Origin of the sequence: Mesorhizobium sp. B2-8-1, from assembly GCF_006440955.1 — a bacterium.
Lineage (GTDB): Bacteria > Pseudomonadota > Alphaproteobacteria > Rhizobiales > Rhizobiaceae > Mesorhizobium.
Window position 1 is genome coordinate 598,438 of sequence record NZ_VFTX01000003.1, and the last position, 25,573, is coordinate 624,010.

25 protein-coding genes are annotated in these 25,573 nt (G+C 64.0%); 8 read left to right on the forward strand and 17 right to left on the reverse strand.

Features of this window, described 5'->3' with window-relative positions; all coding sequences use genetic code 11:
* Positions 1 to 53 precede the first annotated feature (53 nt).
* From FJ428_RS11370 to FJ428_RS11380, 3 genes are read right to left on the reverse strand one after another with little or no spacing between them, the layout of a single operon-like run.
* Positions 54 to 1,352, reverse strand: a complete 1,299-nt coding sequence (locus FJ428_RS11370; RefSeq protein WP_181167273.1) for an FAD-binding oxidoreductase — start codon at positions 1,350 to 1,352, stop codon at positions 54 to 56.
* Between the two features lie 2 nt (positions 1,353 to 1,354).
* A complete protein-coding gene (locus tag FJ428_RS11375) occupies positions 1,355 to 2,728 on the reverse strand; it encodes a glutamine synthetase family protein (protein WP_140879483.1) in 1,374 nt (457 codons plus the stop codon).
* Between the two features lie 5 nt (positions 2,729 to 2,733).
* The gene (locus FJ428_RS11380) at positions 2,734 to 3,294 is read right to left on the reverse strand and encodes a nucleotide disphospho-sugar-binding domain-containing protein (protein ID WP_224518942.1); all 561 of its coding nucleotides are present in this window, start codon (positions 3,292 to 3,294) and stop codon (positions 2,734 to 2,736) included.
* 93 nt (positions 3,295 to 3,387) lie between these two features.
* On the opposite strand from FJ428_RS11380, the gene FJ428_RS30265 reads away from it, so the two are divergent.
* Positions 3,388 to 3,582, forward strand: coding sequence for a hypothetical protein (locus tag FJ428_RS30265; protein WP_181167274.1), 195 nt, complete (start codon positions 3,388 to 3,390; stop codon positions 3,580 to 3,582).
* 29 nt (positions 3,583 to 3,611) lie between these two features.
* On the opposite strand, the gene FJ428_RS11390 is transcribed toward FJ428_RS30265, so the two are convergent.
* The 6 genes from FJ428_RS11390 to FJ428_RS11415 form a co-directional block, all read right to left on the reverse strand.
* Complete coding sequence (locus FJ428_RS11390; RefSeq protein WP_140879454.1) at positions 3,612 to 4,319, reverse strand: hypothetical protein; 708 nt, start codon at positions 4,317 to 4,319, stop codon at positions 3,612 to 3,614.
* A gap of 323 nt (positions 4,320 to 4,642) precedes the next feature.
* Positions 4,643 to 5,404: a glucose 1-dehydrogenase gene (locus FJ428_RS11395; protein WP_140879456.1), complete on the reverse strand. Its 762-nt coding sequence runs from the start codon at positions 5,402 to 5,404 to the stop codon at positions 4,643 to 4,645.
* 10 nt (positions 5,405 to 5,414) lie between these two features.
* A complete protein-coding gene (locus FJ428_RS11400; RefSeq protein ID WP_140879458.1) occupies positions 5,415 to 6,227 on the reverse strand; it encodes an ABC transporter permease in 813 nt (270 codons plus the stop codon).
* Positions 6,227 to 7,084 (reverse strand): ABC transporter permease, encoded by an 858-nt coding sequence (locus FJ428_RS11405; protein ID WP_140879459.1) that lies wholly within the window; start codon positions 7,082 to 7,084, stop codon positions 6,227 to 6,229. The genes FJ428_RS11400 and FJ428_RS11405 overlap by 1 nt, the downstream gene beginning before the upstream one ends.
* A 76-nt stretch (positions 7,085 to 7,160) precedes the next feature.
* The gene (locus FJ428_RS11410; protein WP_140879460.1) at positions 7,161 to 8,324 is read right to left on the reverse strand and encodes a spermidine/putrescine ABC transporter substrate-binding protein; all 1,164 of its coding nucleotides are present in this window, start codon (positions 8,322 to 8,324) and stop codon (positions 7,161 to 7,163) included.
* Positions 8,305 to 9,441 carry an ABC transporter ATP-binding protein gene (locus FJ428_RS11415; protein WP_140492582.1) on the reverse strand — a complete coding sequence of 379 codons (1,137 nt, stop codon included), beginning with the start codon at positions 9,439 to 9,441 and terminating at the stop codon, positions 8,305 to 8,307. Before FJ428_RS11415 ends, FJ428_RS11410 begins: the two co-directional genes overlap by 20 nt.
* A gap of 119 nt (positions 9,442 to 9,560) precedes the next feature.
* On the opposite strand from FJ428_RS11415, the gene FJ428_RS11420 reads away from it, so the two are divergent.
* On the forward strand, positions 9,561 to 10,367 hold the full coding sequence (locus FJ428_RS11420) for a LuxR C-terminal-related transcriptional regulator (RefSeq protein WP_140492585.1): 807 nt from the start codon (positions 9,561 to 9,563) through the stop codon (positions 10,365 to 10,367).
* Positions 10,368 to 10,394: 27 nt separating this feature from the next.
* On the opposite strand, the gene FJ428_RS11425 is transcribed toward FJ428_RS11420, so the two are convergent.
* The 5 genes from FJ428_RS11425 to FJ428_RS11445 form a co-directional block, all read right to left on the reverse strand.
* On the reverse strand, positions 10,395 to 12,461 hold the full coding sequence (locus tag FJ428_RS11425) for a 3-hydroxyacyl-CoA dehydrogenase NAD-binding domain-containing protein (protein ID WP_140879461.1): 2,067 nt from the start codon (positions 12,459 to 12,461) through the stop codon (positions 10,395 to 10,397).
* A 145-nt stretch (positions 12,462 to 12,606) separates the two neighbouring features.
* Complete coding sequence (locus FJ428_RS11430) at positions 12,607 to 13,554, reverse strand: ABC transporter permease (protein ID WP_140513970.1); 948 nt, start codon at positions 13,552 to 13,554, stop codon at positions 12,607 to 12,609.
* 3 nt (positions 13,555 to 13,557) lie between these two features.
* Complete coding sequence (locus tag FJ428_RS11435) at positions 13,558 to 14,532, reverse strand: ABC transporter permease (protein ID WP_140513969.1); 975 nt, start codon at positions 14,530 to 14,532, stop codon at positions 13,558 to 13,560.
* 1 nt (position 14,533) lies between these two features.
* The gene (locus FJ428_RS11440; RefSeq protein ID WP_140559251.1) at positions 14,534 to 15,997 is read right to left on the reverse strand and encodes a sugar ABC transporter ATP-binding protein; all 1,464 of its coding nucleotides are present in this window, start codon (positions 15,995 to 15,997) and stop codon (positions 14,534 to 14,536) included.
* 49 nt (positions 15,998 to 16,046) lie between these two features.
* Entirely contained in the window at positions 16,047 to 17,060 is a 1,014-nt protein-coding gene (locus FJ428_RS11445; RefSeq protein ID WP_140492600.1) for an ABC transporter substrate-binding protein, read from the reverse strand.
* Positions 17,061 to 17,268: 208 nt separating this feature from the next.
* Here FJ428_RS11445 and FJ428_RS11450 point away from each other — a divergent pair, with 208 nt between their 5' ends.
* The 6 genes from FJ428_RS11450 (at position 17,269) to FJ428_RS11475 (ending at position 23,857) form a co-directional block, all read left to right on the forward strand.
* Complete coding sequence (locus FJ428_RS11450; RefSeq protein WP_140879462.1) at positions 17,269 to 19,686, forward strand: glucan 1,4-alpha-glucosidase; 2,418 nt, start codon at positions 17,269 to 17,271, stop codon at positions 19,684 to 19,686.
* A 42-nt stretch (positions 19,687 to 19,728) separates the two neighbouring features.
* Positions 19,729 to 20,745, forward strand: coding sequence for a phosphogluconate dehydrogenase (NAD(+)-dependent, decarboxylating) (gnd, locus tag FJ428_RS11455; RefSeq protein WP_140879463.1), 1,017 nt, complete (start codon positions 19,729 to 19,731; stop codon positions 20,743 to 20,745).
* 22 nt (positions 20,746 to 20,767) lie between these two features.
* Positions 20,768 to 22,144: a glucose-6-phosphate dehydrogenase gene (zwf, locus tag FJ428_RS11460; protein ID WP_140879464.1), complete on the forward strand. Its 1,377-nt coding sequence runs from the start codon at positions 20,768 to 20,770 to the stop codon at positions 22,142 to 22,144.
* A gap of 16 nt (positions 22,145 to 22,160) precedes the next feature.
* Positions 22,161 to 22,865, forward strand: coding sequence for an ROK family protein (locus FJ428_RS11465; protein WP_140625402.1), 705 nt, complete (start codon positions 22,161 to 22,163; stop codon positions 22,863 to 22,865).
* A gap of 216 nt (positions 22,866 to 23,081) precedes the next feature.
* Positions 23,082 to 23,543, forward strand: a complete 462-nt coding sequence (locus FJ428_RS11470) for a MucR family transcriptional regulator (protein WP_140492615.1) — start codon at positions 23,082 to 23,084, stop codon at positions 23,541 to 23,543.
* Between the two features lie 110 nt (positions 23,544 to 23,653).
* The gene (locus FJ428_RS11475; protein ID WP_224518941.1) at positions 23,654 to 23,857 is read left to right on the forward strand and encodes a hypothetical protein; all 204 of its coding nucleotides are present in this window, start codon (positions 23,654 to 23,656) and stop codon (positions 23,855 to 23,857) included.
* A 33-nt stretch (positions 23,858 to 23,890) separates the two neighbouring features.
* Here the strand turns inward: FJ428_RS11475 and FJ428_RS11480 are convergent, their stop codons facing one another.
* Genes FJ428_RS11480 through FJ428_RS11490 form a run of 3 tightly spaced genes read right to left on the reverse strand, consistent with a single transcriptional unit; the run spans position 23,891 to position 25,128 of the window.
* Complete coding sequence (locus FJ428_RS11480; protein WP_140816392.1) at positions 23,891 to 24,298, reverse strand: lysozyme inhibitor LprI family protein; 408 nt, start codon at positions 24,296 to 24,298, stop codon at positions 23,891 to 23,893.
* Positions 24,299 to 24,331: 33 nt separating this feature from the next.
* Positions 24,332 to 24,757: a hypothetical protein gene (locus FJ428_RS11485; protein ID WP_140554826.1), complete on the reverse strand. Its 426-nt coding sequence runs from the start codon at positions 24,755 to 24,757 to the stop codon at positions 24,332 to 24,334.
* A gap of 35 nt (positions 24,758 to 24,792) precedes the next feature.
* Complete coding sequence (locus tag FJ428_RS11490) at positions 24,793 to 25,128, reverse strand: hypothetical protein (RefSeq protein ID WP_140625404.1); 336 nt, start codon at positions 25,126 to 25,128, stop codon at positions 24,793 to 24,795.
* Between the last annotated feature and the right edge of the window lie 445 nt (positions 25,129 to 25,573).

Sequence of the window (25,573 nt, forward strand, 5' to 3'; positions counted from 1 at the left end):
GCTGGCGAATCACGCTTGGATGCAGCGCCACGATCAGCGGGTTGGCCGCGAGCTCAATGCTTCATCCGATCCCTCATCGCATACCACAGCATTCCCAGCACATAGAGCGGCCCGCGCAGCGCCGTGCCTCCGGGGAAGGGCATCGGGGTCAGCGTCGAGAACAGGTCCAGCCGCGAGGCGTCGCCGGTGATGGCTTCGGCGAGCAGCTTGCCCGACAGGGTCGACAGGATGACGCCCTTGCCGGAATAGCCGTGCGCGTGATAGACCTCGCCATAGTGCCCGACATGCGGCAGTCGCGACGTCGTCACCGACACCAGCCCACCCCAGGCATGGTCGATCCGGCAGCCCTTGAGCTGCGGGAAGGTGCCTTCCATGTGCGGCCGCACGAAACCGGCAATATCGGCCGGCGGCGACGGCGTGTAGCGCTCGCCGCCGCCGAACAGCAGGCGACCGTCGGCCGACATGCGGTAATAGTTGACGACGAAGCGCGTGTCCGACACCGCGACATTGGCAGGAATGACGTTGCGGGAGCCCTCCAGCGGCTCGGTGGCGACGATGTAGTTGCCGACCGGCATGATGCGGCTGTTGACGCGCGGCTCCAGCCCATTGAGCAGCGCGTCGCCAGCCAGCACGACATGCTTTGCGCGCACCGATCCTTTTGACGTCGAGACCCGGATCGAAGGCTCGCGCTCAAGCCGCACGGCCACCGAATTCTCGTGGATGACGACGCCGGCCGCGCTTGCAGCGCGGGCAAGCCCGAGCGTGTAATTCAAGGGATGCATGTGGCCGCCGAGCGGCTCGTACATCGCGCCGTGATAGGGCGTGTCGACCTTGGCCCGGGCCTGCGCCGCCGACAGGATCTCGAGGTCGCGGAATTTCATCACGCTCTCGAGGCATTTCGCCTCTTCCTCCAAATCCCTGAGATCGGAGCCGTTGACCGCGCCGACCAGATGGCCGGTCAGCCTGAGATCGCAGTCGATCGTATGGCGCTCGATAATGTCGAGCACCAGGCTGCGCGCCTCGAAGGCGAGATCGAACAGCGCCTTTGCCCGTTCAGGCCCATAAAGCTTGACCAGGCCCTTGGCGCCCTTGCGCAGGCCGGGGATCATCTGGCCGCCATTGCGGCCCGAAGCGCCCCAGCCAATCTTGCCGCCTTCCAGCAGCACCACCTTCAAGCCGCGTTCGGCGGCGTGAAGAGCGGCCGACAGACCGGTGCAGCCGCCGCCGACGACCACCAGGTCGGCCTCGACATCGCCGATAAGTGCCGGATGGTCCGGCGCCGGATTGGCGGTGGCGACATAGTAGGACTTGCCGATGTCGAGACCGGAATTGAAACCCGTTGAAGATGCCATGATCACACCTTCAAGAGCAGGTGGTCGCGTTCCCAGCTCGTCACCACGCTCTGGAACAGGTCGAGCTCGACGCTTTTCACGCGCAGATAGGTCTGGAAGAAGTCCTCGCCGAGCAGTTTGCGCACCGGTTCACAGGCCTCGAAACGATCCAGCGCCTCCTCCATCGTTTTCGGCAGCGTGCTCTTGATCTTGTAGGCATTTCCGGATGCTTCCGCCGAGCGCGCCAGCTTCTGTTCGACGCCCAGATAGCCCGCCAGAAGCGAGCCGGCGATCGCCAGATACGGATTGCAATCGGCACCCGGCAGCCGGTTCTCCACCCGCCGCGCGGCGCGCCCGCCGGCCGGCACGCGCAGGCCGCAGGAACGGTTGTCATGCGACCATTCGATGTTGGCCGGCGCGCTGTGGTTTGGTCTAACGCGTCGGAACGAATTCACGTTGGGCGCGAACAGCGGCATGATTTCGGGAATGTATTTTTGCAGGCCGCCGATGAAATAACCGAACATCGCGGTATCGGCATCATCGCTGCCGGCAAACAACGTGTTGCCGGCCTCGTCGATGACTGACATGTGCAGATGCATCGAGCTGCCGGCCTGTGCGGCGATCGGCTTGGCCATGAAGGTCGCATACATGCCGTCTTGCTGGGCGGCCTGGCGCGTCAGCCGTTTGAACAGCAGCACCTTGTCGGCCAGCGGCAGCGCGTCGCCATGCAGGAAGTTGATCTCCAACTGCCCCGGTCCCGATTCATGAATCAGCGTATCGAGCGGCAGTCCGGCCGCCTCCGCATAGTCATAGACGCGCCGGACCACCGGTTCATATTCCTCGAGCGCCGCCATGTCATAGGGATGCTGCACGGCCTCGGCGCGGCCATTGCCGCCGGTCGGCGCGGTCAGCGGCTTGTCGGGATCGGGATTGGGCGCGGTCAGGTAGAATTCGAGCTCCGGCGCCACTACCGCCCGCCAGCCGCGCTGCCGGTAGAGATCGAGCACGGCGCGCAGAACATGGCGCGGCGAGGCCATCCATGGCCGGCCGTCCATGTGGAAGGCGTCGGCGAAGACGTAGGCCTTGCCAGCGCCGGCGCCCGGCGCCAGGCAAAGCGTCGAGACATCGGGCACCATGCGCATGTCGGGGTCCGAATACGCAAAACCCTCGTCGATGGAACCGGAATAGCGCCCGTCTATGCTGACCAGGAAGGCGCTGCTCGGCAGATAAAGCGCGCGGTCTTCCAGCGCCGTGAGGAATTTTGCCGTCGGCAGCGCCTTGCCGCGCAGCACGCCGTTCATGTCGGGCACCAGGCATTCGACCTCGTTGATGCCGTGCTGCGCCAACCATGCCTTGGGATCGGTGGAGGGCGCGGTATTCGTGTTCTTCTCAAGCATTTCGTTCAAGTCCGTATCAGAGAGAGTATGGCTTGCGCGACCACGTCCGTTCCGGGGTTCAGCGCCATCTGGGCTGCATTTCCCTTGAGGCGGGCGCGCATGGCGTCGTCGGCCAGAAGGCCGGGAATGGCGCTCTCCAATACTCCTTCGGTCCAGCCGTCACGGCCGATATGATCGCCGGTGCCGGTCTCTTCGGCGCGGCGTGCATTGTCGTGGCCGTCCCGGCAATAGGGCATGATCAGCGACGCCACACAGAAGCGCAACGCCTCGCAAAAGCCGGTGTTGCCGCCGTGGTGGATGAACAAATCCAACTTCGCCACCGCCGAGGACTGCGGAAACCAGGCGCCGAGATAGACATTGTCGGGCACCGCTCGGTAAGCGTCGCGCAGGCCGCCGACATTGACGATGAAGCGCGCCGGCATCTTGTCGGCAAAGACGCCGGAAAGGCCGGCATGGAAGATGAAGGCGGGGCCCCGCACGGCCCGCGCGATGCCGACGCAATTCAGCGCCGCGCCGAAGCCTGCTTCGGGGAACAGCGCGATGGTCGGGCTGACTTTACGCGTCAATTATTTCCTCTTCATTCCGGCCGGCTGATCATGCCGAACGGCGCGGGAGCGCCGCGGCCGGCCGCTTGCGGTCGCAGTTTGCGAGAGCCGCAGATGGACGCGAAGCAGATCGGCAGTAACCTAATACTGCCGGCTTTCGAGCTGGTCGAGTGCTTTCAGACGTTCGCGCAGCGATTGCCGCAGCCGAAAGACATTGGCGGCCACCGGTATAGATGCCGACAGCCGCCGCAGCTTAAGGTGATCGGACAACGCATCGGCCACGAAGCGATTGGCCGCAAACACGTGTGAGGCCGGCTGCCCCGTTGTCGCTGGCGATGCTACGGCGTCGGTTGCATGGCAGCGGCCGTCTCGTCGATCTTGCCGGCAAGGACGCCTTGGGCCCAAGCGGTGACCTCGGCGTCGACGGGCTTGTTGGCCATATCGGTCAACGCCGCGTCGAGTGCGGCCGGGTCGGTGCCGACCGCCGCCGCGTCGACCACTTCCTGCTGGGCGTCGATCTGGTCCTGCAGAGCCGATATCTGTCCAGGCAGGGCCGCCTGCTCCTCGGGGGTCATGGCGGCGATCTGGTCCGGCGTCAGCGACGTCAGCGCGTCCAGCTGTGAATTCAGGACGTCCAGCTGGGTTTGTGCGACCTTGGCTTTTGCCGACTGTGTCACGAAGGCCTGAAGCGCAGCGAATTTCCTGCTCTTGGAATTCATATAGGCGTTGACGTTGCGCTGCAGCGAGTTCAACCGGCCGAGCTTGGCGTGGAGGTTCTTTTCCTTGGGCAGGGACGAAACCTTTGTCTTCGTATCGACCGTGGTCGTTGCGTCCCTTGTCGCCTTGGCTACCTGCCCGCGGGCCGACGAGGACTTACCGTGCGCAGCGCCGCTGTTGCCGTGGGCGCCACCATTGCCGTTGCCGCCGCTGTGACCACCGCCATGGCCTCCGCCATGGCCTCCGCCGTGTCCATTGCCGGCTAGTGCCGGAGACGCCAGAAGCGCCAGTGCGGCTGACGCCGCCAACACAGTTTTCCGGTTTGTCATGTCAGTCTCCTGGGGAAACGCCGCTCTGCGCCCGCTGCTATCGTAAGTTCGTATGAGAAGCCGCTAATTATGCGCAGTAAACTTTAGACAAAGACTGTCTCAATAAGAGAGCAGGGAACCTGTCGGTACGGCAACTGCTTGATATCCAACAGAAATCGACGTTTTCGAACGGCTGTGGTACTGAAGTCCCATGCCGGTCGGACCATGGTCCGAACTGCCGGTCAGAGTTGATTTCGGCGCTGCCGGCCGGCGACGCGGCTCTGGCCCAGAACGCGCAGGCGACGGCGCTTTTCACCAATCGGCCGAAGGCCCAGACGGCTGATTCAGCCGATGCTTTCGCCACCGTCGATCACCAACGCCTGGCCGGTCATGAAGGATGACCGATCGGACACGAGGAAGAGGATCGCCTCGGCGATCTCCTCGGCGCTGGCCCAGCGGCCCATCGGGATCTTGGTGCGGACATAGGCTTCGATTGCCTCGCGTCCGCCCATCTGGGCGATGAACGGTCCATTGAACGGCGTGTCGACCCAGCCGGGGCAGAGCGCGTTGACGCGCACATTGTGGCGGGCATAGTCGAGCGACATCTGCCTGGTCATCGCCACCACGGCATGTTTCGAGGTCGTATAGGCGATCATCTCGCGGTCGTAGAACACGCCCGAATTGGAGGCCGTGTTCAGGATGACGCCGCCGCCCTGTGCGACCATCGATGGCATGACGATCCTTGCCGCCAGGAACTGCGCCCGCACATTGACCCGCCAGGAAGCGTCCATGCCGCCGGTCTCGACCTCGGTCAGCGTGCCGCCGACCTGGATGCCGGCGTGATTGTGCAGGATGTCGATGCGCCCATGCCGGTCGAGCGTACCGGCAAGGAGCTGCTCGACCGCATTGTCGTCCGAGACGTCGGTGGCGACCGCCTCCGCCCGGCCGCCCGCGGCGCGTATATCTGAAGCCGTCGCCTCGCCGCTGGTCCGATCCCTGTCCGCGATGACGACTACCGCGCCTTCCCTGGCCATGATCATGGCGCCGGCGCGCCCGATGCCGGAACCGGCGCCTGTCACCACGGCGATGCGGTCTTCGAGGATCATGATGCGACCTTTAGTTTGACGGCTTGCGCTGGCGCAGCTGCCATTGGGCAAGCACCACGAGCAGGACGGACGCGACGAGCACGATCGTCGCGATGGCATTGATCTCCGGCGTCACCCCGCGCCGGATCGACGCAAAGACATAGATCGGCAGCGTCGTCTGCGCGCCGGCGACGAAGAAGGCGACGATGAAATCGTCGAAGGAGAAGGTGAAGGCGAGCAGGAAGCCGGCGACCACCGCCGGCAAGATCTGCGGCAGGACGATGGAACGGAACGTCGTCAGCGGGGTGGCATAGAGATCGCTCGAGGCCTCGACGAGATTGCGGTCGAGGCTGCCGAGGCGCGTGCCGACGATCATCGTCACCAGCGCCATCGAAAACAGGCCGTGCGCGGCGATGATCGAACCATAGCCGAGCGACAGGCGCGGCGGCTGATCGTCAGGCCAGACCGAGGCGAGGATCGGATTGACGACGGCAAACAGCTGGACGAGCGCGACCAATGTCGAAATGCCGATGACGACGCCGGGAACGACGATTGCGGCTCCAAGCAAGGCGTCGAAGACAGCGCGGGTCCGCACCCCGACGCGTGCCAGGCCGAGCGCGGCCGCCGTGCCGAACACCGCCGCCAGCAAGGCGCTGGTGGTGGCGATGAACAGGCTGTTCTTCAGCGCCTCGACCAGGAATGGGTTCGCCAGCGCCTTGCCGTACCATTGCACCGAAAAACCGGTGAACTCGCTGGCGTGGTGACCGGCGTTGAAGGAGAACAGCACGACCAACGCGATCGGCAGGTAGAGGAAGGCGAAGACGGCAATGACGAAGGCGCGCATCAGATCAGATCCACCCGGCGGGCGCCCGAGACGCGGGTCGAGATGCGGTTGGCGGAAATCAGCACCACAACCGAAACCAGCACCAGCGTGATTGCGATGGCCGATCCGAACGGCCAGTTGCGCGACTGCAGGAACAGGTCGACCAGCGCATTGCCGATGAAGAACACTTTGCCGCCGCCAAGCAGCGTCGGGATCAGGTATTCGCCGAGCAGCAGGATCATCACCAGCGAGAAGCCGGTCATCACGCCGGGCAGCGACAGTTTCAAGGTCACGCCCAAGAAAGTGGAGAGCGGCGTCGCGCCGAGATCGGCGGAGGCCTCCAGCAGGCGCCGATCGAGCCGCTCGAGGCTGACATAGATCGGCAGGATCATCAGCGGCAAATAGCCGTAGACGATGCCGAGCAGGACGGCGCCCGGCGTGTTGATCAGCCTGACGTCCTCGATGCCGGCAAGCGCGAGCAGCGCCGGGATGCCGCGTCCACCCAAAATGTACATCCAGGCATAGGTACGCATCAAAAGGCTGGTCCAGAACGGTATGACGACCAGCGCGAGCAGGATCAACCGCCAGCGCTGCGGCGCCCGCAGGGCGAGGTAATAGGCGACGGGATAGGCCACGAGCAGACAGGCGAGCGCGCCCACCGGAGCCAGCACCATCGTGTTCCAGAACGCGGTCGCCCGCGCCGGAAGATTGGCATATTGCGCCAGCGTGAAGGCCGCCCGATAGCCGCCCTCCGGCGCCCGCTCGCCGACGCTGAAGACGGCGATGGCCATGAACGGCAGCACCAGGAACACGACGAGCCACGCGGCCGCCGGCCCGAGCAGCATGGCCGTCAGCAGATTTTTGCGAATGCCGCGCATCGAAGGATTGCCCCGGTGCCGGCGGTCTGGGCCCGCCGGTCAAGTTGTCTCGAATGGGATTTGTTGCCCGCCTGGCTCAAGCCGACTTGAAGCGCGCCATCAGCTCGGCGCGGCCCGGATCGGTCAGCGTTGCAGCAGCGCCGAATTCCAGCGGCGTCAACAGGTCGGCCGCCGGATAGAGGATCGGATTGTCCAGCACCTCCTTCGGCAGCAGCTTGTTGACGCGGGCGTCGGTGGAAGGCGCGCCGTTGGCGAGGTGCTCCTTGACCGCGACCTGCGGGTTCATCAGATAGTTGAGCAGGGCGTAGCCGGCCGGCTTGTTCGGCGCGTCCTTCGGGATGGCGTAGAAGTCGGTCCAGATCTCGCCGCCTTCCTTGCCCAGCACATAGGCGATCTCCGGAATGTCGCGATGGAGCTGCGCACCGTCATTGGTCCAGCACATCGTCATCCAGGCATCGCCCGCGCGCATGCCCGGCTGGTAGTCGGAAGACACCGCGAACAGATGCGGCTTGACCTTGAGCAGCAATTCCTCGGCCTTGGCGAGTTCGTCCTGCTTCAGCGAGTTGAAGGAGTAGCCGTAATATTTCAGCGCATTGCCGATGGTGGTCAGCTGATAGTCGTGCACCATAGTGCGGCCGTCGCCCTCGGTCATGGCGGTGTCCCAGAATTCCTTCCAGCTCGTCATCGGCTTGGTCAGCTTCTTGGTGTTGACGGCAAATCCTGTCGTGCCCCAATTCTTCGGCACGGCGTAGATCGTGCCGTCGATCGTGCCTTCCGAGGTGAAGCGCGGGTCTTCCTGCGTGCCGTCGAAATTCGGCAGCTTAGCCATGTCCAACGGCTCGATGATGCCGAGCTTCTTGTAGGTCGAGATGGTGTAATTGGTCGGCACGAACAGGCTCCAGCCCGACGCCCCGGCCTGCAATTTGGCCAGCATCTCCTCATTCGAGCCGAACACGTTGACCTCGACGGCCACGCCTGTGTCCTTCTTGAAATTCTCGAAGGTCTGCGGGTCGTGATAGTTGGGCCAGGTGGCAATCGACATGCGGTCGCCGAGGTTCTCGGCGGCAAAGGCCGGCGTCGGCATGATGCCGATCTCGCGCGCCATCACCGCCGTCGCGATGCCGAGGCCGGTGAGGCCAAGGAAGTCGCGGCGGCCGATCGAGCCGCGCTTGAGGCGCATTAGCTGGTCGACGAAATCCTCGGGGCTTATCGGCAGTCCGTCACGATATGATTTCGACATGTTTTTCTACCCTCTGGTTGGTCCCGTTGTTCTTTGGATCCGCGAACGCCAACGGCGTTCCGGCGGCAAAGCCGATGGCGACGGGTTCACCCGGCTTGAAGAGATTGCCCTGGCCGATCATGTGGTCGGCCTTGGCCAGCAGCGTTCCGATGCCCTGGACCTCGACTGCGTATTCCGCCGTGGAGCCCAGAAAGATCCGGTTGCGGACGATGCCCTTGAGCGGGCCGCTAGTCGGGCCACCGAGACTGAGCGATTCAGGACGCAGGCTGACCGAAACGGTTTCGCCCTGCCGCAAATCCACCCGCTTGCGCGCCGCGATGACGGTGCCATCGGCCAGCTTCACATCCACCAGATCGCCCGAATAACCTGCGACGGCGCCGCTCAAGAGATTGGTCTTGCCGACGAAATCGGCGACGAACAGGTCGGCCGGTTCGTCATAAATCTCGCTCGGCTGCCCAAGCTGAACGATGCGGCCGCCATTCATGACGCAGACGAAATCGCTCATCGACAGCGCTTCCTCCTGGTCGTGGGTCACCAGCACGAAGGTGATGCCGATCTCGCGTTGCAGGTTCTGCAATTCGATCTGCATGTCGGTGCGCAGCTTCTTGTCGAGCGCCGCCAGCGGCTCGTCGAGCAGCAGCACCGCCGGTTTGTTGACCAGCGCGCGGGCGAGAGCGACACGCTGCTGCTGGCCGCCGGACAGTTCGTGGACCTTGCGGCCGCCATAACCGGCGAGTCGCACCATTTCCAGCGCTTTGCCTGCCCGCAGGCCGATCTCGCGCGACGACAGCCGCGGTCGTGCCTGGCGCAACCCGTAGGCGACATTGTCGTTCACGTCCAGATGCGGGAACAGTGCATATTGCTGGAACACCATGTTGACAGGCCGCCTGTAGGGCGGCGTGTCGGCCATGTCCTGGCCGCGGATGAGCACCTTGCCCTCGCTCGGCTGTTCGAAGCCGCCGATCATGCGCAGGCAGGTCGTCTTGCCGCAGCCGGATGGTCCGAGCAGGGCGACGAAGGCGGAGGGCGGCACGGCCAGATCGATGCCGCTGACCGCGGTCACCGCGCCATAGCGCTTGGTGACGCCGCGAAACTCGATGTCGGGCACTGCGGTCAAGGCTGCGGGCTCCAGCGACAGGACGATGCGATTTCGGGACGCTACCAGAGCCAATGGCAGCTAGTATATACCTCGCAGGTGGTATATCTGACCTATTTTCTTGTTTAAGGGGGTATTGGATGTCCCGCAGCGACGACTACAGCCAGCTCGCCGCGCTGGTCGCGGCTACGCGGGAGACGAGCGGCGACGTCTTCGGCAGGGCGATGGTCGCTTGGCTGCGGCAGCACGTCGACTTCGATCATTGCGTGATCTTCGGCTACCGCGGCGCTGCCCGTCCGCCGTTGCTGTTCGAGACCTTCTCGTCGGCCGAGAGCCATGTCTTCGTCGCGCTCTATCAGGAAGGCCCATACCTGCTCGACCCGTTCCATCACGCGGCGGTCGAACGCAAGGAAGGGTTCTGGCGCATGCGCGAGCTGGCGCCCGACCGCTTCTACGCCAGCGAATATTTTCGCTCCTACTACAGCCAGACCAGGCTGGCCGAGGAGGTCGGCTTCTTCGTTCCGCTGCCGGGCAAGGACGCGCTGGTGCTGTCGCTGATGCGGCTGCGCGCTTCAGGTCCGTTCGGGACCGCCGACGCCAGACTGCTGCGCGACATGGCGCCGGCGGTGGTCGCCTTCGCCCGATTGCGCTGGCCCGCCCTTCCCGCCGACGAGCCGGCCGAGGCCAGGCAAGACGATGCATTGGCGGCGGTCAACGAGTTCGATCGCGCTCATATCTGGAAGAGCCTGTCCCTGACGCCGCGCGAAAAGCATGTCGTCGATCTAGTGCTGCAAGGGCATTCCACCGAATCAATCGCCCGGGCCATGCGCATCGTGCCGGGGACGGTGAAGGTCCATCGCCGCAACATCTATCGCAAGCTCAAGATCAAGTCGCAGGCCGGCCTTTTTGCCCGCTTTGTCGAAATCATCGACGCGCGGATAAGATAATTCCGACGGTCTTCAACCGCCTTTCGATCAAGGTCTTGCGCCAGCCTCCCAGGAGCCGGTCTCGGCCATCCGTTTCAGCAGCCGCGCCGGCTTGAAAACATCCTTGCCCGTCCGCTGGTGCCAATATTCGAGCCGCTCGACGATCCTGGGCGCGCCTTCGAGGCCGGCCCAGAACATCGGACCGCCCTTGCCGATGGGAAAGCCATAGCCGTTGACCCAGATGACATCGATGTCGGAGGCGCGGGCGGCTATCCCTTCTTCCAGAATCTTGGCCCCCTCGTTGACCATGGGATAGAGCGTGCGCTCGATGATTTCTTCCGCGCTGATTTCGCGCGACGCGATGCCCTTCTCGGCTGCCTTACCGCGGATCAGCGCATCGATCTGCGGGTCCGGGACCGGCATACGTGACCCGTTCTCGTAAAGATAATAACCTCGACCGGTTTTCTGGCCGAAACGCCCCTGTTCGCACAACGTGTCGGCGATCACGGCCGTCTGGCCTCGCGCCTTGCGGTTGCGCCAGCCAATGTCGAGGCCGGCGAGATCGCCCATCTGGAACGGCCCCATCGGCCAGCCGAAATCGGTGAAGGCCTTGTCGATCTGGCTGGGCGTCGCGCCTTCCAGCAGCAAGGCTTCCGATTCGGAGCCGCGCGCGGCCAGCATGCGGTTGCCGACGAAGCCGTGGCAGACGCCGACGACGACCGCCACCTTGCCGATCCGCCGCGCCAAGTCGACTACGGTTGCCAGCGCGTCGGGCGCGGTCTTGTCGGCGCGCACGATTTCCAACAGCTTCATGACGTTGGCCGGCGAGAAGAAGTGCAGGCCGAGCACGTCTTGCGGGCGCGAGATCGAGGCGGCGATTTCGTCGATGTCGAGATAGGAGGTGTTGGTGGCGAGTATCGCTCCCGGCTTGGCCACGGCATCGAGCTTGCCGAACACCTCTTTCTTGACCGCCATGTCCTCGAACACGGCCTCGATGATCAGATCGCAATCGGCGAGATCGGAATAATCGGTAGAGCCCTTGAATTGAGCGAGGCGTTGGCGCCTGGCATCTTCGGTCAAGGAGCCGCGCGAAACGGAGACGGCATAATTCTTGTCGATCATGCCGAGCCCGCGCTGCAAGGCTTCCTCGCTGGTCTCCAATAAGGTGACTGGAAAACCGCCATTGGCGAAGGCCATGGCGATGCCGCCGCCCATCGTGCCGGCGCCGATGACGCCGACGCGGGCGATCCTGCGCCGGACAAGGTCCTTGCCCGGGATCTTTGCGGCTTCACGCTCGGCGAAGAACAGATGCCGCTGCGCCCGCGACTGATCGCTGGCGACCAGCTTCATGAACAGCGCGCGTTCGGCAGCCAGAGCTTCCTCGAACGACATCGTGACGGTATTGCGCACCGCTTGCGCGCAAGCGATCGGCGCGTCGAGGCCGCGCGCTTTCCTGGCGAGATCCGCCGCCTCGGCATCGAAAGCGGCCAGCTCGGTTTTCTCGTCATCGCGATCGCGCACCGGCGTGAACGGCCCGCCCTTGCGGGCGATCTCCCTGGCAAAGTTCACGGCATGCGTGATCACGTTACTCTCGAACACGGCATCGACCAGTCCGATTTCATGCGCCTCATCAGCACCGATCGGCGCGCCGGAAACGATCATCCTGAGTGCTTTGATCGCGCCGACGAGGCGCGGCAGCCGCACCGTGCCGCCGCCGCCCGGCAGCAGCCCAAGCTTCACCTCGGGCAGGCCGAGCCTGGCGTCGGCATCGGCAACGCGGAAGTGACAGCCGAGCGCCAGCTCCAGCCCGCCGCCCAGCGCGGTGCCGTGGATGGCGGCGACCGTAGGTTTGGCGATGGTTTCCAGCGTCCCAATGATGGCACGCAGCTCGGGCTGTTGCACCGGCTTGCCGAATTCGGTGATGTCGGCGCCGGCGACGAAGGTCCGGCCCGCGCACGCGACGACGATGGCTCCGACCGATGCGTCGTCACGCAAGGCAGCCAGCGCCTGCATCAGTGGTTCGCGGACATGAAAGCTCAGCGCGTTGACCGGCGGGTTGTCGATGGTGACGATGGCGACGTCGCTGTCCCTGGCGACGCTGACAAAATTGGACAAGTTGACCCTCCCGACACCGGCTGCGATCCGGAGGGTTTACTAGGCTGCGCCGCGAATGGGAACCGCGTGCCGCACTGGCACAGGACTTGTCAGGACAGGCTGTAAGACGGCACGCCGGCGAGTTGCGGTTGAAGAGAAGCGAATATCACCGCACCGCCTTCTCCCCGCCTGCCGCCGTGATGACGCCGACGATGATCAGCCCGGTCAAAAGCAGGCGCACGCCGGCGCTGAAGCCGAATGTGTTGAGCATGGTCAAAAGCAGCACCAGGAACAGTGCTGCGCCCCAGACGCCGGGGACATTGGCCTTGCCGCCGGCCACCGAGGTGCCGCCGATGACCACCACGGCGATCGAAGCCAGCAAATACTCGTTGCCGATATCGACATTGGCGCCGCGGAAATAACCGGCGAGCAGCGCGCCGTCGATGCCGCCGAGCGCGCCCGACAGCGTGTAGGTGAGGAAACGGACGCGGCCGACATTGACGCCGGCGAGCCAGGCGGCGCGGATGTTCTGGCCTATCGCCAGCACCGAGCGGCCATAGATCATGCGCTGCAAGGCGATGGCCGCACCGATGGTAAACAGCACGGTGAGAACCGCCAGCACCGGAATGCCGAGAACCTGCCGGTTGGCGAAATCGGCAAAGCCCGGCGGCGGCTTGATCTGCAATCCGCGCCCATAGCTGATGTCGACCGACTGGATGATGAAGCTCGCCGACAAAGTGGCGATGATCGGCGGTATTCGCAGCGCCCAGATCAGCAGATAGTTGACGGCACCGATCGCGGCACCACAGGCAAGCGCGGCCAGCAGCCCGACCACGATCATGGCATCGCTGCCGCCCATCACCTTCATGGCCACCGCGCTGGCGAGCCCGATATTGGCCGGCAGCGACAGGTCGACATTGCCCGGCCCAAGCGTGATGACGAACATCTGGCCGACGCCGACGATGACGGTGAACACGGCCAGCGACAGCGCGGCGGTGACCATGCCGCCGGCGCCATAGCCGCCGGTGAAAGCGATGGTCGCCAGCCACACCACAAGCGCGCCGACGAACGACCAGATCCAGGGCTTGGCGGTCAGCGACCTCAGCAATATCATCGCTCACCTCTCCTTGCGGCTGATCAGCACCCGCGCCGCCAGCACGATGATGAGGATGGCGCCGTTGGCCGCCACCTGCCAGTCGGGCGGGATGTGCATGAAGGTGAGCAGCGGCGATGCCGCCAGCGCCAGCGTCAGCGCGCCGATTACCGCGCCGATCGGCGACACGCGGCCGCCGACGAATTCGCCGCCGCCGAGGATGACGCCGGCGATCGAAAGCAGCGTGTAGCCATTGCCGATATTGGCATCGGCCGAAGTGGTGATGCCGATCAGCGCCATGCCGGACAGCACGCCGAACAGACCCGTCAGCGCGAACAACACGACCTTGGTCTTGAGCAGCGACCAGCCGGCACGTTTGAGCGCAGCCGGGTTGCCGCCGGAGCCGCGTAGGATGACGCCATAGGAGGTGCGCATCAGGCCGAAATGGACGATGAGGCCAATCAGCAGCGCGGCGATGATCGGGAAGGGCACAAAGGGCGGCTTGAACGCCATGATCGCCAGCAGCCAGTCCGGCGCCTTGCCGCCGGGCTTGGGCAGCACCAGGATGGCCAGCCCCTGCCAGACGAAACTCATGCCCAGCGTCACCACGATCGATGGCAAATTGCGCAGATGGATCAGCGCGCCGAGCAGCGCATAGATGCCGATCGATCCGAGCAGGACGAGAACCCCAATGAGCGGTGCGTCCTTCAACCAGGTCGCGGTGACGCAGCCGACGAAACCGACAAAGGTGCCGATCGACAGGTCGAGCTCGTTGCCCGATATGACGAACATCTGCGCGATCGTCGCCAGCGCGATCGGGATCGCCAGGTTGAGCATCAGGCCGAAGCCGAAATAGCTGATGGCGCGCGGATTGAGCCAGGCGATGGCGAGCAGCACCAGCACCAGCGACAGCGCCGGCAGCAGCCCACGCAGTAGGCGGGCGCGTGCCGCCCCGCTCCCAAAGGTCTTCGAACCGTGTTGAACAGAGACGGCCGTCATCTCAGGCCGCGTCGCCGAAGGAGGACTGGATGATCTTTTCTTCCGTCAGCTCGTCGCGCGTCAGATTGGCGACGATGCGGCCGTTCTTGAAGACATAGACATGGTCGCAATTGTCGAGTTCTTCCGTTTCCGTGGTGTACCAGAGGAAGGTGCGGCCCTTGCCGGCCTCCTCGCGCACGAGATCGTAAACCTCGAGCTTGGTGCCGATGTCGACGCCGCGCATCGGGTCGTCCATCAGCACGATCCCGGCGTCGGAGCCGAGAGCCCGGGCGAACAAAGCCTTCTGCTGGTTGCCGCCCGACAGCGAAAAGATGTTGTTGTTCATATCCGGCGTGCGGATGCCGATCTTCTTTTGCCAGAACCCGGCCAGTTCGGCCTCTCGCCGCGGCGAGATCAGCAGCCCGTTGCGCAGCCGAGCCAGCGAGCGGATGCCGATATTTTCAGCGATCGACCACTGCGGAAAGATGCCGTCCGCCTGGCGGTCGCCGGCCACAAGCGCCACCGGTGCGGTGACCTCGACGCCGGCCTTGGCGCGCGATGCCGCGGCGAAGATCGCCAGCAGCAGGTCGGTCTGGCCATGGCCGGCCAGGCCGGCAAGTCCGATGATCTCGCCGGCGCGGGCCACCAGCTCCTTGCCGTCCTGCTGCCGCGCCGGCCGGGCGCGCACGCGCAACGGGCCGGCCTCGGCTTTCCGGATTTCGGTGGCGGTCCTCCGATGTCCTTCGGCGCCGCCCATGGTGGCGACCAGCCTATCGCGGTCGAAAGCGTTCGCCGCGTCGGCGCCGACAACCTTGCCGTCGCGCATCACGACGATGCGATCGGCGTTCTGCAGCACTTCGCCCAGCACGTGGGAGATGAGAATGCAGCTCCCACCCGACGCGACGAAGCGGCGCACGAAGGCAAGCAACTGCCCCGCCGTGTGCGCGTCGAGCGAGGACGTCGGCTCGTCGAGGATGACCAGGTGGAGCGGCTCGCGGGTCAGCGTGAACGCGCGCGCCACCTCCACCATCTGTCGCCGTCCGATTGAAAGGTCACCGGCGATGTCGGCCGCCGAAATGCCATGGTCGGGAAAGATTTCGTCCAGCTTGGCCGTGATCAGCTCGGCCGCCTTGCGCCGCCAGCCGAAGCCGGTGAGCGAGGCGTGGTTGATGCGCGTGTTCTCGGCGACGCTGAGATTGGGGCACAGCGACAATTCCTGGAACACGCAGCGTATGCCGAGCTGCTGTGCCCGCGACACCGAGTAGTTCTCCTCGGCCTCACCATGCACGCCGATCGTTCCGCTGTCGGGTGTCAGCGTGCCCGCCACCATGTGCATGAGCGTCGATTTGCCGGCGCCGTTGTGGCCGACGAGGCCGACGCACTCGCCGGGCCCGACAGTGAAGTCGACGCCGCCAAGCGCGCGAACGGCGCCGAAGTGTTTTTCGGCGCCGCTCAGTCTGATGATGTCCGCGTTCCCTTCAGGCATGCTCAACGATATCCGGTCGGCGATGTGCACGGCAACGCGTGTGCGACATTTACTTGATATTGGCTTTGATGGCCGCGATGGCATCTTCCTGTGTGTATTCGTGCGTGGCGACACCGCCCTCCTTGATCTTCGGCAGAGCGGCCTCGAAATCGTCCTGAGTGAAGGCGAGATACGGCACCAGCAGGTCGTGGGGAATGTCCTTGCGGCCGTCGAGCACTTGCTGCGCCACCCAGAAGGCGAGCGTCGAGACACCGGGCGCGATCGAGGCCGACCAGGTCTGGTAGCCGTCCTTTTCCTTCTGTTCCTTCCACCATTTCAGCTCGTCCTGGCGGTTGCCCATGATGATGGTCGGGCGCGGCTTGCCGGCGGCGGCGAAGGCTTGCGCGGCGCCATAGCCGTCACCGCCCTGGTCGACGATGCCGACGATTTCGGGCAGCGAGGGCAGGATGGTCGCCACCGCCTTCTGCGCCGTCGTCTGGTCCCAGTCGCCGGTCACCGAGCCGACGATCTTGAACTCGGGATGGGCGGCCACGCCTTCGAGGATGCCGGCATGGATGGCGTCGTCGATCGAGGTGCCGGCGAGGCCACGGATCTCGAGCAGGTTGCCGCCCTTGGGCTGGAACTTGGCCATATGCTCGACTTCCTGCTTGCCCATGTCCTTATAGTCGACGACGACGCGGTAGGCGCAGGGTTCGGTGACGATGCCGTCGAAGGAAACGACCACGATGCCGGCGTCGCAGGCCTGCTTGATGGCACCGTTCAGCGCGTCGGGCGAGGCGGCGTTGATGACGATGGCGTCATAGCCCTGTAGAATCAGGTTTTGCACCTGGGCTGCCTGTGTCGGCACTTCCTTGTCGGCCGTCGTGAAGACATCGGCGGCCCCGACCACCTTGTCGGCCACCGCCTTCTTGGTGACGGCGTTGTAGCTGTCGAGCATCGCCTGCCGCCACGAATTGCCGGCGTAATTATTGGAGAAAGCGATCTTCTTGCCGCTGGTGTCGGCAAACGCCGTACCGGCTGCGAGCACCGCTGCAAGGGTGCCCAGGACGAACAGTTTCTTCATGTCATACTCCTCCCGAGTTGCTGGTCTTGATGGCTGCTGGTGACTATCGCGCTTGCGTACCTGTTTTTTATCTATTGTCAGACAAAAGTGCAGAAGGCCGGCGAGCTGTCAACTGCAATCCATAAGATGCCGCCGATCACTTTGCGGTGCGATCATTGAAATAGCTTCGGTGGATGGGCTAGGCATGCGGGCAGGAGGCCGCAGACGCATGGCAGTGACGCCGATCGTTCCCCCGGGGGCTCCGGGAATTCCGGCGCGCTGGACGTCAAGCGCCAAAAGCGGCGTCGGCGCGGCGCTTTCGCCGTCGAGCCGCGTCTGGTTCACGCTCAGCCATGGCATACTGAACGAGATCTACTATCCCGGTGTCGACAGTGCCTGCACCCGCGACCTCGGCCTGATTGTCACCGGCCCGAACGGATATTTCTCGGAAGAAAAACGTGATGCCTCGCATGGCATCGAACCGTTCGAAGAAGGCGTGCCAGCCTACAGGCTGGTCAACACCGCTGATGACGGCGCCTACCGGATCGAGAAGCGTATCCTGGCCGACCCTGCACGACCCACCTTGCTGCAGGAGATCACCTTCACGCCGCTCAAGGGCGCGCCGGGCGACTACCGCGTCCACGCCTTGCTGGCGCCGCATCTGGTCAATGCCGGCATGGGCAACACCGCCTGGGTCGGCGACCATGAGGGAGAGCCTGTGCTGTTCGCCTCGGGCCGCGGCACTTGCCTTGCGCTGGCCTCATCGCTGCCCTGGCGGAACGGCTCGGCCGGCTATGTCGGCGTCTCCGACGGCTGGCAGCAACTGCGCAACACCGGTCGGCTCGATCCAGCCTTTCAGCAAGCCGAGGACGGCAATGTAGCGCTGACCGGCGAAATCGGGTTTTCCGCCAACAGCACCAAAACGGTACTGGCGCTGGGCTTCGGGGCGACGTCCGAAGAGGCCGCTCGAAATGCCTTCGCCAGCCTCAGGCAGGGTTTCGCGGCGGCGGCGACGTCCTACGCCGAACAATGGCGCGAATGGCAGGCTGGCCTGCTGCGGCTGGACCGCCGTGGCGCGTCCGGAGTGAACAGCTACAGGATCTCCACCGCCGTCCTGGCGACGCACCGGTCATCGCTCATGCCGGGCGCGGCGGTCGCCAGCCTGTCTATCCCATGGGGCTTCGACAAGGGCGACGACGATCTCGGCGGTTACCATCTGGTCTGGCCGCGCGATCTGGTCGAGACGGCGGGCGGCTTTCTCGCCGCCGGCGATGCCGCTTCGGCCCTGCAAACCCTCGACTATCTCTGCTCCATCCAGCAGCCGGATGGCCACTGGCCGCAGAACGCCTGGCTCGATGGGACAGCTTATTGGCCGGGCATCCAGATGGACGAATGCGCCTTTCCGCTGCTGCTGGCGGATGCGCTGCGGCGCCAGGGCCATTTGCCGCGCGCCAGGCTTTTGGCCTTCCTGCCAATGATCGAGCGCGCCGCAGCCTATGTCGTGCGCAATGGACCCGTCACCGGCGAGGACCGTTGGGAGGAGGATTCCGGTTACAGCCCGTTCACGCTCGCCGTTGAGATCGCGGCGCTGCTTGCCGCCGCGGATATGCTGGAGGCCTGCGGCAAGCAGGACGCAGCAAGCTATCTGCGCGAGACCGCCGACGGCTGGAACGACCAGGTCGAGCGCTGGACCTATGTCACCGGCACGGCAAGCTGCGAGGCGACCGGCGTCGCGGGTTACTATGTCCGCATCGCACCGCCCGACAGCGCCGAGGCCGGTTCGCCGAAGGACGGCTATGTGCCGATCAAGAACTGCCCGCCTGGCGATGCCGACCGGCCGGCGCAGGAAATCGTCAGCCCGGACGCATTTGCCCTGGTGCGCTTTGGCCTCAGGGCAGCCGACGATCCACGCATCGTCGACACGGTCAAGGTCATCGACGCGCAGCTGCGCCGGCAACTGCCGCAGGGGCCGCTCTGGTATCGCTACACCGGCGACGGCTATGGCGAGCACGAGGACGGCGCGCCATTCGACGGCACCGGCCAGGGCCGCCCCTGGCCGTTGCTCGCCGGCGAACGGGCCCATTACGAGCTGGCGGCCGGACGCAAGGACAAGGCGACCTCGCTGCTGGCGGCAATGGAGGGCTCGTCCGGACCGGGCGGCCTGTTGCCGGAGCAGATCTGGGACGGCGCCGACCTCCCCGAGCGCGAACTGCTGCATGGCAAGCCCTCGGGCAGCGCCATGCCGCTGGTCTGGGCGCATTCCGAACATATCAAGCTGCTGCGCTCGCTGCGCGACGGCGCGGTGTTCGACATGCCGCCGCAAGGCGTCGAACGCTATATCGACAATAGGACCGTCTCGCCGTTCCGGACATGGCGCTTCAACAACAAGATCCGTTCCATGCCGGCCGGCAAGACAATGCGCGTCGAGCTTTTGGCGAAGGCAACCGTTCATTGGAGCGTCGACAATTGGGCGACCGTGCATGACAGCGCGACCAGCGAGAATGCCTTCGGCGTCCATGTTGCTGATCTGCCGGTCGCCGGCCTGCCCGAGGGGAGCACGCTGATCTTCACTTTTTTCTGGCCCGGCAGCGGCGATTGGGAGAATGTCGACTTCTCCGTCATCATTGGTGAACAGGACAGACTGTAGATCCTTCCCGACAGATCCTCTTCAAGACACAAGGATGAGACCATGCAGATCGGAATGATGGGACTGGGCCGAATGGGCGCCAACATGGTCCGGCGCCTGATGCGTGACGGCCACGAATGCGTCGTCTACGACATCAACCCGGCAAGCGTCGCGGCCCTGGTCGGCGACGGCGCCTCGGGGGCTGCATCGATGGCGGAATTCGTCGGCAAGCTCGCCAAGCCGCGCTGCGTGTGGCTGATGCTGCCTGCGGCCATCACCGGCAAGATCGTCGATCAGGTGGCGGCGCTGATGGAACCCCGCGACATCATCATCGACGGCGGCAATTCCTACTATCACGACGACGTCGACCGGGCCGCCAAGCTCGCCGCCAAAGGCCTCAACTATGTCGATGTCGGCACCAGCGGCGGCGTCTGGGGCCTGGATCGCGGCTACTGCCTGATGATCGGCGGGCCCGATGACGCGGTCCGGCATCTCGATTCGGTCTTCGCCACGCTGGCGCCCGGCGCGGATGCCGGTGCGCCCGCTCCCGACAAGACGGCCGGCACGGCGCCCTTCGGCTATCTGCATTGTGGCCCGAGCGGCGCCGGCCACTTCGTCAAGATGGTCCATAACGGCATCGAGTACGGCGTCATGGCCGCCTATGCCGAAGGCATGAATATTCTCAAGGCCGGCAATGCCGGCAAGGTCAAGCGCGAAGCCGATGCCGAGACCAGCCCGTTGCAGAACCCCGAATACTACCAGTTTGACATCGACCTTGCCGAAGTGGCCGAGGTCTGGCGGCATGGCAGCGTCATCGGCTCGTGGCTGCTTGATCTCACCGCCGGCGCGTTGAAGAGCGATCCCGGCCTGACCCAGTTTGGCGGCCGGGTGTCCGATTCCGGCGAAGGCCGCTGGACCCTGAAAGCGGCCATCGACACCGGCGTGCCGGCGCCGGTGCTGTCCTCGGCTCTCTTCGACCGCTTCTCCTCGCAAGGCGAATCCGAATTCGCCGACAAGCTCTTGTCGGCCATGCGCTATGCATTCGGCGGCCATGTCGAAAAACCGAAGGCCGGCAAGTGACGGCGGCAGGGGAGACGCGCTCATGAGCCCGGAACGGTCCGATACGCTGGTGCTCTTCGGGGCGACCGGCGACCTCGCCCACAAGAAGATTTTTCCGTCCCTCTACGCCATGGTCGCCAAGGGAACGCTCAGCGAACCGGTGATCGGCGTCGCCTTCGACGCCTGGGATTTGAGGAAATTGCAGGACCGCGCGCGCGACGGCATCGTCAATACGCTCGGCAAGATCGACGAGAAGGTGTTCGGCAAGCTCGCTTCGCTGCTGCGCTATGTCAGCGGCGACTATCGCGATCCGGCCACGTTCGAGAAACTGAAGAGCGCGTTGGGCACCGCCCAGCGGCCGCTGCACTACATGGCGGTGCCGCCGACCATGTTCGAGACGGTGGTCCAGGGCCTGGAGCAATCGGGCACGGCGCGCGGCGCGCGGCTGATGGTGGAAAAGCCCTTCGGCCATGATCTGCAATCGGCGCGCTGGCTGAACCGAGTGCTGCATCTGGTGTTCGACGAACAGTCGATCTTCCGCATCGATCACTATCTCGGCAAGGAGGCGATCCAGAACCTGCTCTATTTCCGCTTCGCCAATTCCTTCCTGGAACCGATCTGGAACCGCAATTTCGTCGAGAGCGTGCAGATCACCATGGCCGAGGATTTCGGCATCGATGGGCGCGGCCGCTTCTATGACGAGGTCGGCTGCGTCAGGGACGTCATCGAGAACCATCTGCTCAACATCCTCCTGCTGCTGGCGATGGAACCGCCGGTCGGCCGTTCCGCCGACGACCTGATCGACGAGAAGGTGCAGGTGCTGCGCGCGATCCGCACCCTGACCAAGGACGATATCGTGCGTGGCCAATTCGACGGCTATCTCGCCGAGCCCGGCGTGGCGCCCAACTCGCCGGTCGAAACCTTCGCGGCGGTGCGCTTCCTCGTCGACACCTGGCGCTGGCGGGACGTGCCGTTCTTCATCCGCGCCGGCAAGAACATGCCGGTGCATGCCACGGAGGTGATCGTGCGGCTGAAGCGGCCGCCGCTCGATGTCTTCGACCCGATCAAGCCGAACGACGCCAACTATGTGCGCTTCCGCATCGACCCGCAGGTGGCGATCTCGATCGGCGCCCAGCGCAAGGCAGCGGGCGACGACATGGTCGGCGAACAGGTCGAACTGACGGCGCTCGACGACAGCAAGGGCGATATGCCGCCCTATGAACGGCTGATCGGCGATGCCATGAACGGCAATGGCCAGCTTTTTACCCGCCAGGACGCCAGCGAACTCGCCTGGCGCATCGTCGGGCCGGTGCTCGGCGACACCACGCCGCCACATCTTTATGAACCGAAGACCTGGGGGCCGGCAGCCGCAATGAACGGCTTCGGGCCGCCGAACGGCTGGATCAATCCATCGAAATAGGCTGGGAGAGGGCAGCATGGCCAGGGCGGCAAGGCCGAAAGCGGCGAGCGGCGATCCGATCGTGCTGTCGATCGACATCGGCGGCTCGCACGTCAAGATCCTCACCAGCTCAGGCGGTGCTGAGCGCCGCGCCGATTCTGGGCCGGATCTGATGCCCCAGCAGATGATCGATGCCGTGACGGCGCTGGCCGACGGGCTGTCCTACGACGTCGTCTCGATGGGCTATCCCGGCCCGGTGCATCACAACAGGCCCTTGCTCGATCCCGCCAATCTCGGCAAGGGCTGGGCCGGCTTCGACTTCGCCGCGCAGTTCGGCAAGCCGGTCAAGGTGGTCAACGACGCGCTGATGCAGGCCATCGGCAGCTATGAAGGCGGCCGCATGCTGTTCCTGGGGCTGGGAACCGGCCTGGGTGCGGCGATGATCGTCGACAACGTCGCCCAACCGATGGAACTCGCCCATCTTCCCTACAAGAAGGGCAAGAGCTTCGAGGACTATGTCGGTGAGCGCGGCCTGGTAAAACGCGGCAAGAAGAAGTGGCGCAAATCCGTCTTCGACGTCGTCGACCGGCTGCGCGCCGCCATGCAGCCCGATTATGTCGTCATCGGCGGCGGCAATGTCGACAAGCTCGACGATTTGCCCGCCGACAGCAGGCGCGGCGACAACACACGCGCCTTCGAAGGCGGATTTCGTCTGTGGCGAGACAAGGCCCTGATCGTCTGATAGTATTACAGTTCAGTATAGTTATTCAAAATAATGTGTGACGCGGGGCCAAGTCGTTGCATTGCGCAGATTTGCCGACTAGGAATTCCGGCGCACTACATCGCGACGAACCGCGAGGGACGTGCAAAGACGCCGCCGCACTTTAACTTTGCGCATCATCCCATCCGAAACTGTGCCGATTTCGGGCCCCATACGCCATAGACGGAGGAAAATAGATTGACCGACGACAGCAACGACGCTCGCAAGGATATCGACCTTCTCGAGCTGACCGCCCATATCGTGTCGGCTTACGTCGAGAAGAACCGCCTGCCCGCCTCCGGCCTGGCCGACCTCATCGCCAGCGTCAGCGCTTCGATCAGCGGGCTCGGCCAGCCGGCCGTACCCGTGGCGGCGCCGCTCGTGCCGGCGGTCAATCCCAAGAAGTCGGTGACGCCGGATTTCATCATCTGCCTGGAGGACGGCAAGAAGTTCAAATCGCTGAAGCGTCATCTGGGCGTGCATTTCGGCCTGACGCCGGACGCCTACCGCGCCAAATGGGGCTTGCCGTCGGACTATCCGATGGTCGCTCCCAATTACGCGGCCTCGCGTTCGGAACTGGCTAAGTCGATCGGTCTCGGCCGCAAGGCCGTCGCCCCGAAAGCGCCGGCCAGGGGCAGGAAAGCCAAGGTCTCGGCCTGAGCGCGCATTCCGGCGCTGAGCCAATGGTTTGATTGAGGCCTGCCGGCGGTCCGTCTTGGCAGGCTTCATGCTTTTGTGGCTTGGATGTGCAGACAGGCCTTGGGAAAGCCATGAACTACACCAGGCTGGTGATCGAGAAAGAGGCGCCGCAGGAATACGGCTACGACCGCATCCGTTACAATCTCTCCGAAATTCGATCGCCGACCAGAAGCTATTCGACCTCGGCCTGTCGCTGCCCGATCTTGCGCTCTTCCACGGCGAGCGCGCAATTGCAGGGGGGGCTCGACGCCATCTCCGCCGCGCTGAGGGAATGATTTTCCACCCCGCCTGCAGGCAGGCAGGAAAGCTCAGTTCGCTGCCGGAACGGAACAGCTCAGATCGCCTTCCTTGCAGTTCAGGTAACCGTCGAAATCCTTGACCCGGGATTGCGTCAGGCCATCCATGCACATCGAGAGGAGCATGGGGACCACGCTGCCTCCGGCCGCTCCCGCGGTCTGGAAATTGCACTCAGCGTCGCGGAACTTGATCCAATCCTGCTGCGCTTGGACAAGAAGCTTCTTGGTATCCGCGTCGTCCTTCAGGCGGGTTTCGATCTGCTTGTAAAGTTCGTTGAGCTTCTTGTCGGATTTCCTGAACGAAGCATCGGCGCACTGGTTCATGGTGGCCTGATCCTTGGCGCCGGCGCACTTGTCCTTGGCAAAAGCGAAAGCCGGCATGGCCAGAACCACGGCGGTGGTCAGAATTGCGGTTTTCATTGGTCTCGTCCTCTTTGCAGGTGAGCGGCATCGTCATTCCGTAACGGTTTCGGCGAAGCACCTGGCCAGCTTTTCCGGTGCTCCAAGCTTCTTCGCCCAGGATACCAGTCCAGGCTTTTCCGATGGATCGGCATAGCCGCCCCATACGTCACGAAACTGCTTCTTTCCGTCGACGGTCTGGAAGAACATCACGCCGTCATCGCTCACAGGCGTGGAGACATAAGCGGCGCTCCAGTTGCCGCTTTCCAAGATGGTGATGAACTTGGCGCGGGCGGGCTTGAACTTATTGTCCATCGCCGAAGCGACGAGCGGTGCATATTCCTGTTTGCGCGCCTTCGTCACTTCGACCTTGACGCCGTCGCAGGCATCGTTCGCGAAAGCAGATGTCGGTATCAACCCCGCCAGCCCGATCATGACGATTTTGGCGTGCCGTCGAACCAAGTCGCCGAATTCAGACATAGGTGGTTTTCCTCTTCCTTTGCGGAGTGTGGCTGTCAGTCGGAATCGTCGTCACCCGATGAATTGTCATCGTCAGGCGCATCGACCTGGCAGCCAATGCCATTGCACCCCTGATAGTTGCCCTGCGTATCGAAGTTTGGATTGCCTTGCCTGTCGTATTGCGGCCTGTCGTCGATGCTTTGATCCCCATCGCCAGGGTCATCGACTTTGCATCCGATCCCATGGCAGCCAATGTATCTGCCTCGCGTATCGAAATTGGGATTGCCTTGCTTGTCGTATTGCGGCCTGGTGTCGATGGTCTGATCGTCGGTGGTGCAGCCGGCGACCGCCAGTAAAACACTGGCGATGACCGAATAGACTATATGTTTCACGGTTTATTCTCCTCGCTCCCCGGCGGCAGCGATTCATCCGTCGATCGGGGGACGATCCGAAGAGGACAAAAGCTTCGCGGACCACGAAACGCCCGGGCTGTGGTCCAGGCATTCGACGACTTTGCTGCCGGCTGTCGCAATTCCTCAAGTCGAGGGGAACGCTCCCAGCGGGAGCCGCCTTGGCGAATGTCCATTTCCCTCTCCATGCCTAGCGCCCATCCGCCCAAGCATGCCAACGATCCGCCGGCGCGGTTGATGTATCCATAGGTTGTAGCCGATGTCGCCGGCTAGCAAGGGAAAATTGCCAGATCTTGAGTTCTGTTTTGAGAATGCTTAATAACCCAGTAAGCACCCTGCTTGATTTAGCAAGTACTTAAATATGATTGACAGAAAGGCTCCAGCAAAAAGATTGCTGGGTAACGCCTACGCTTTTCGACTATTCCAG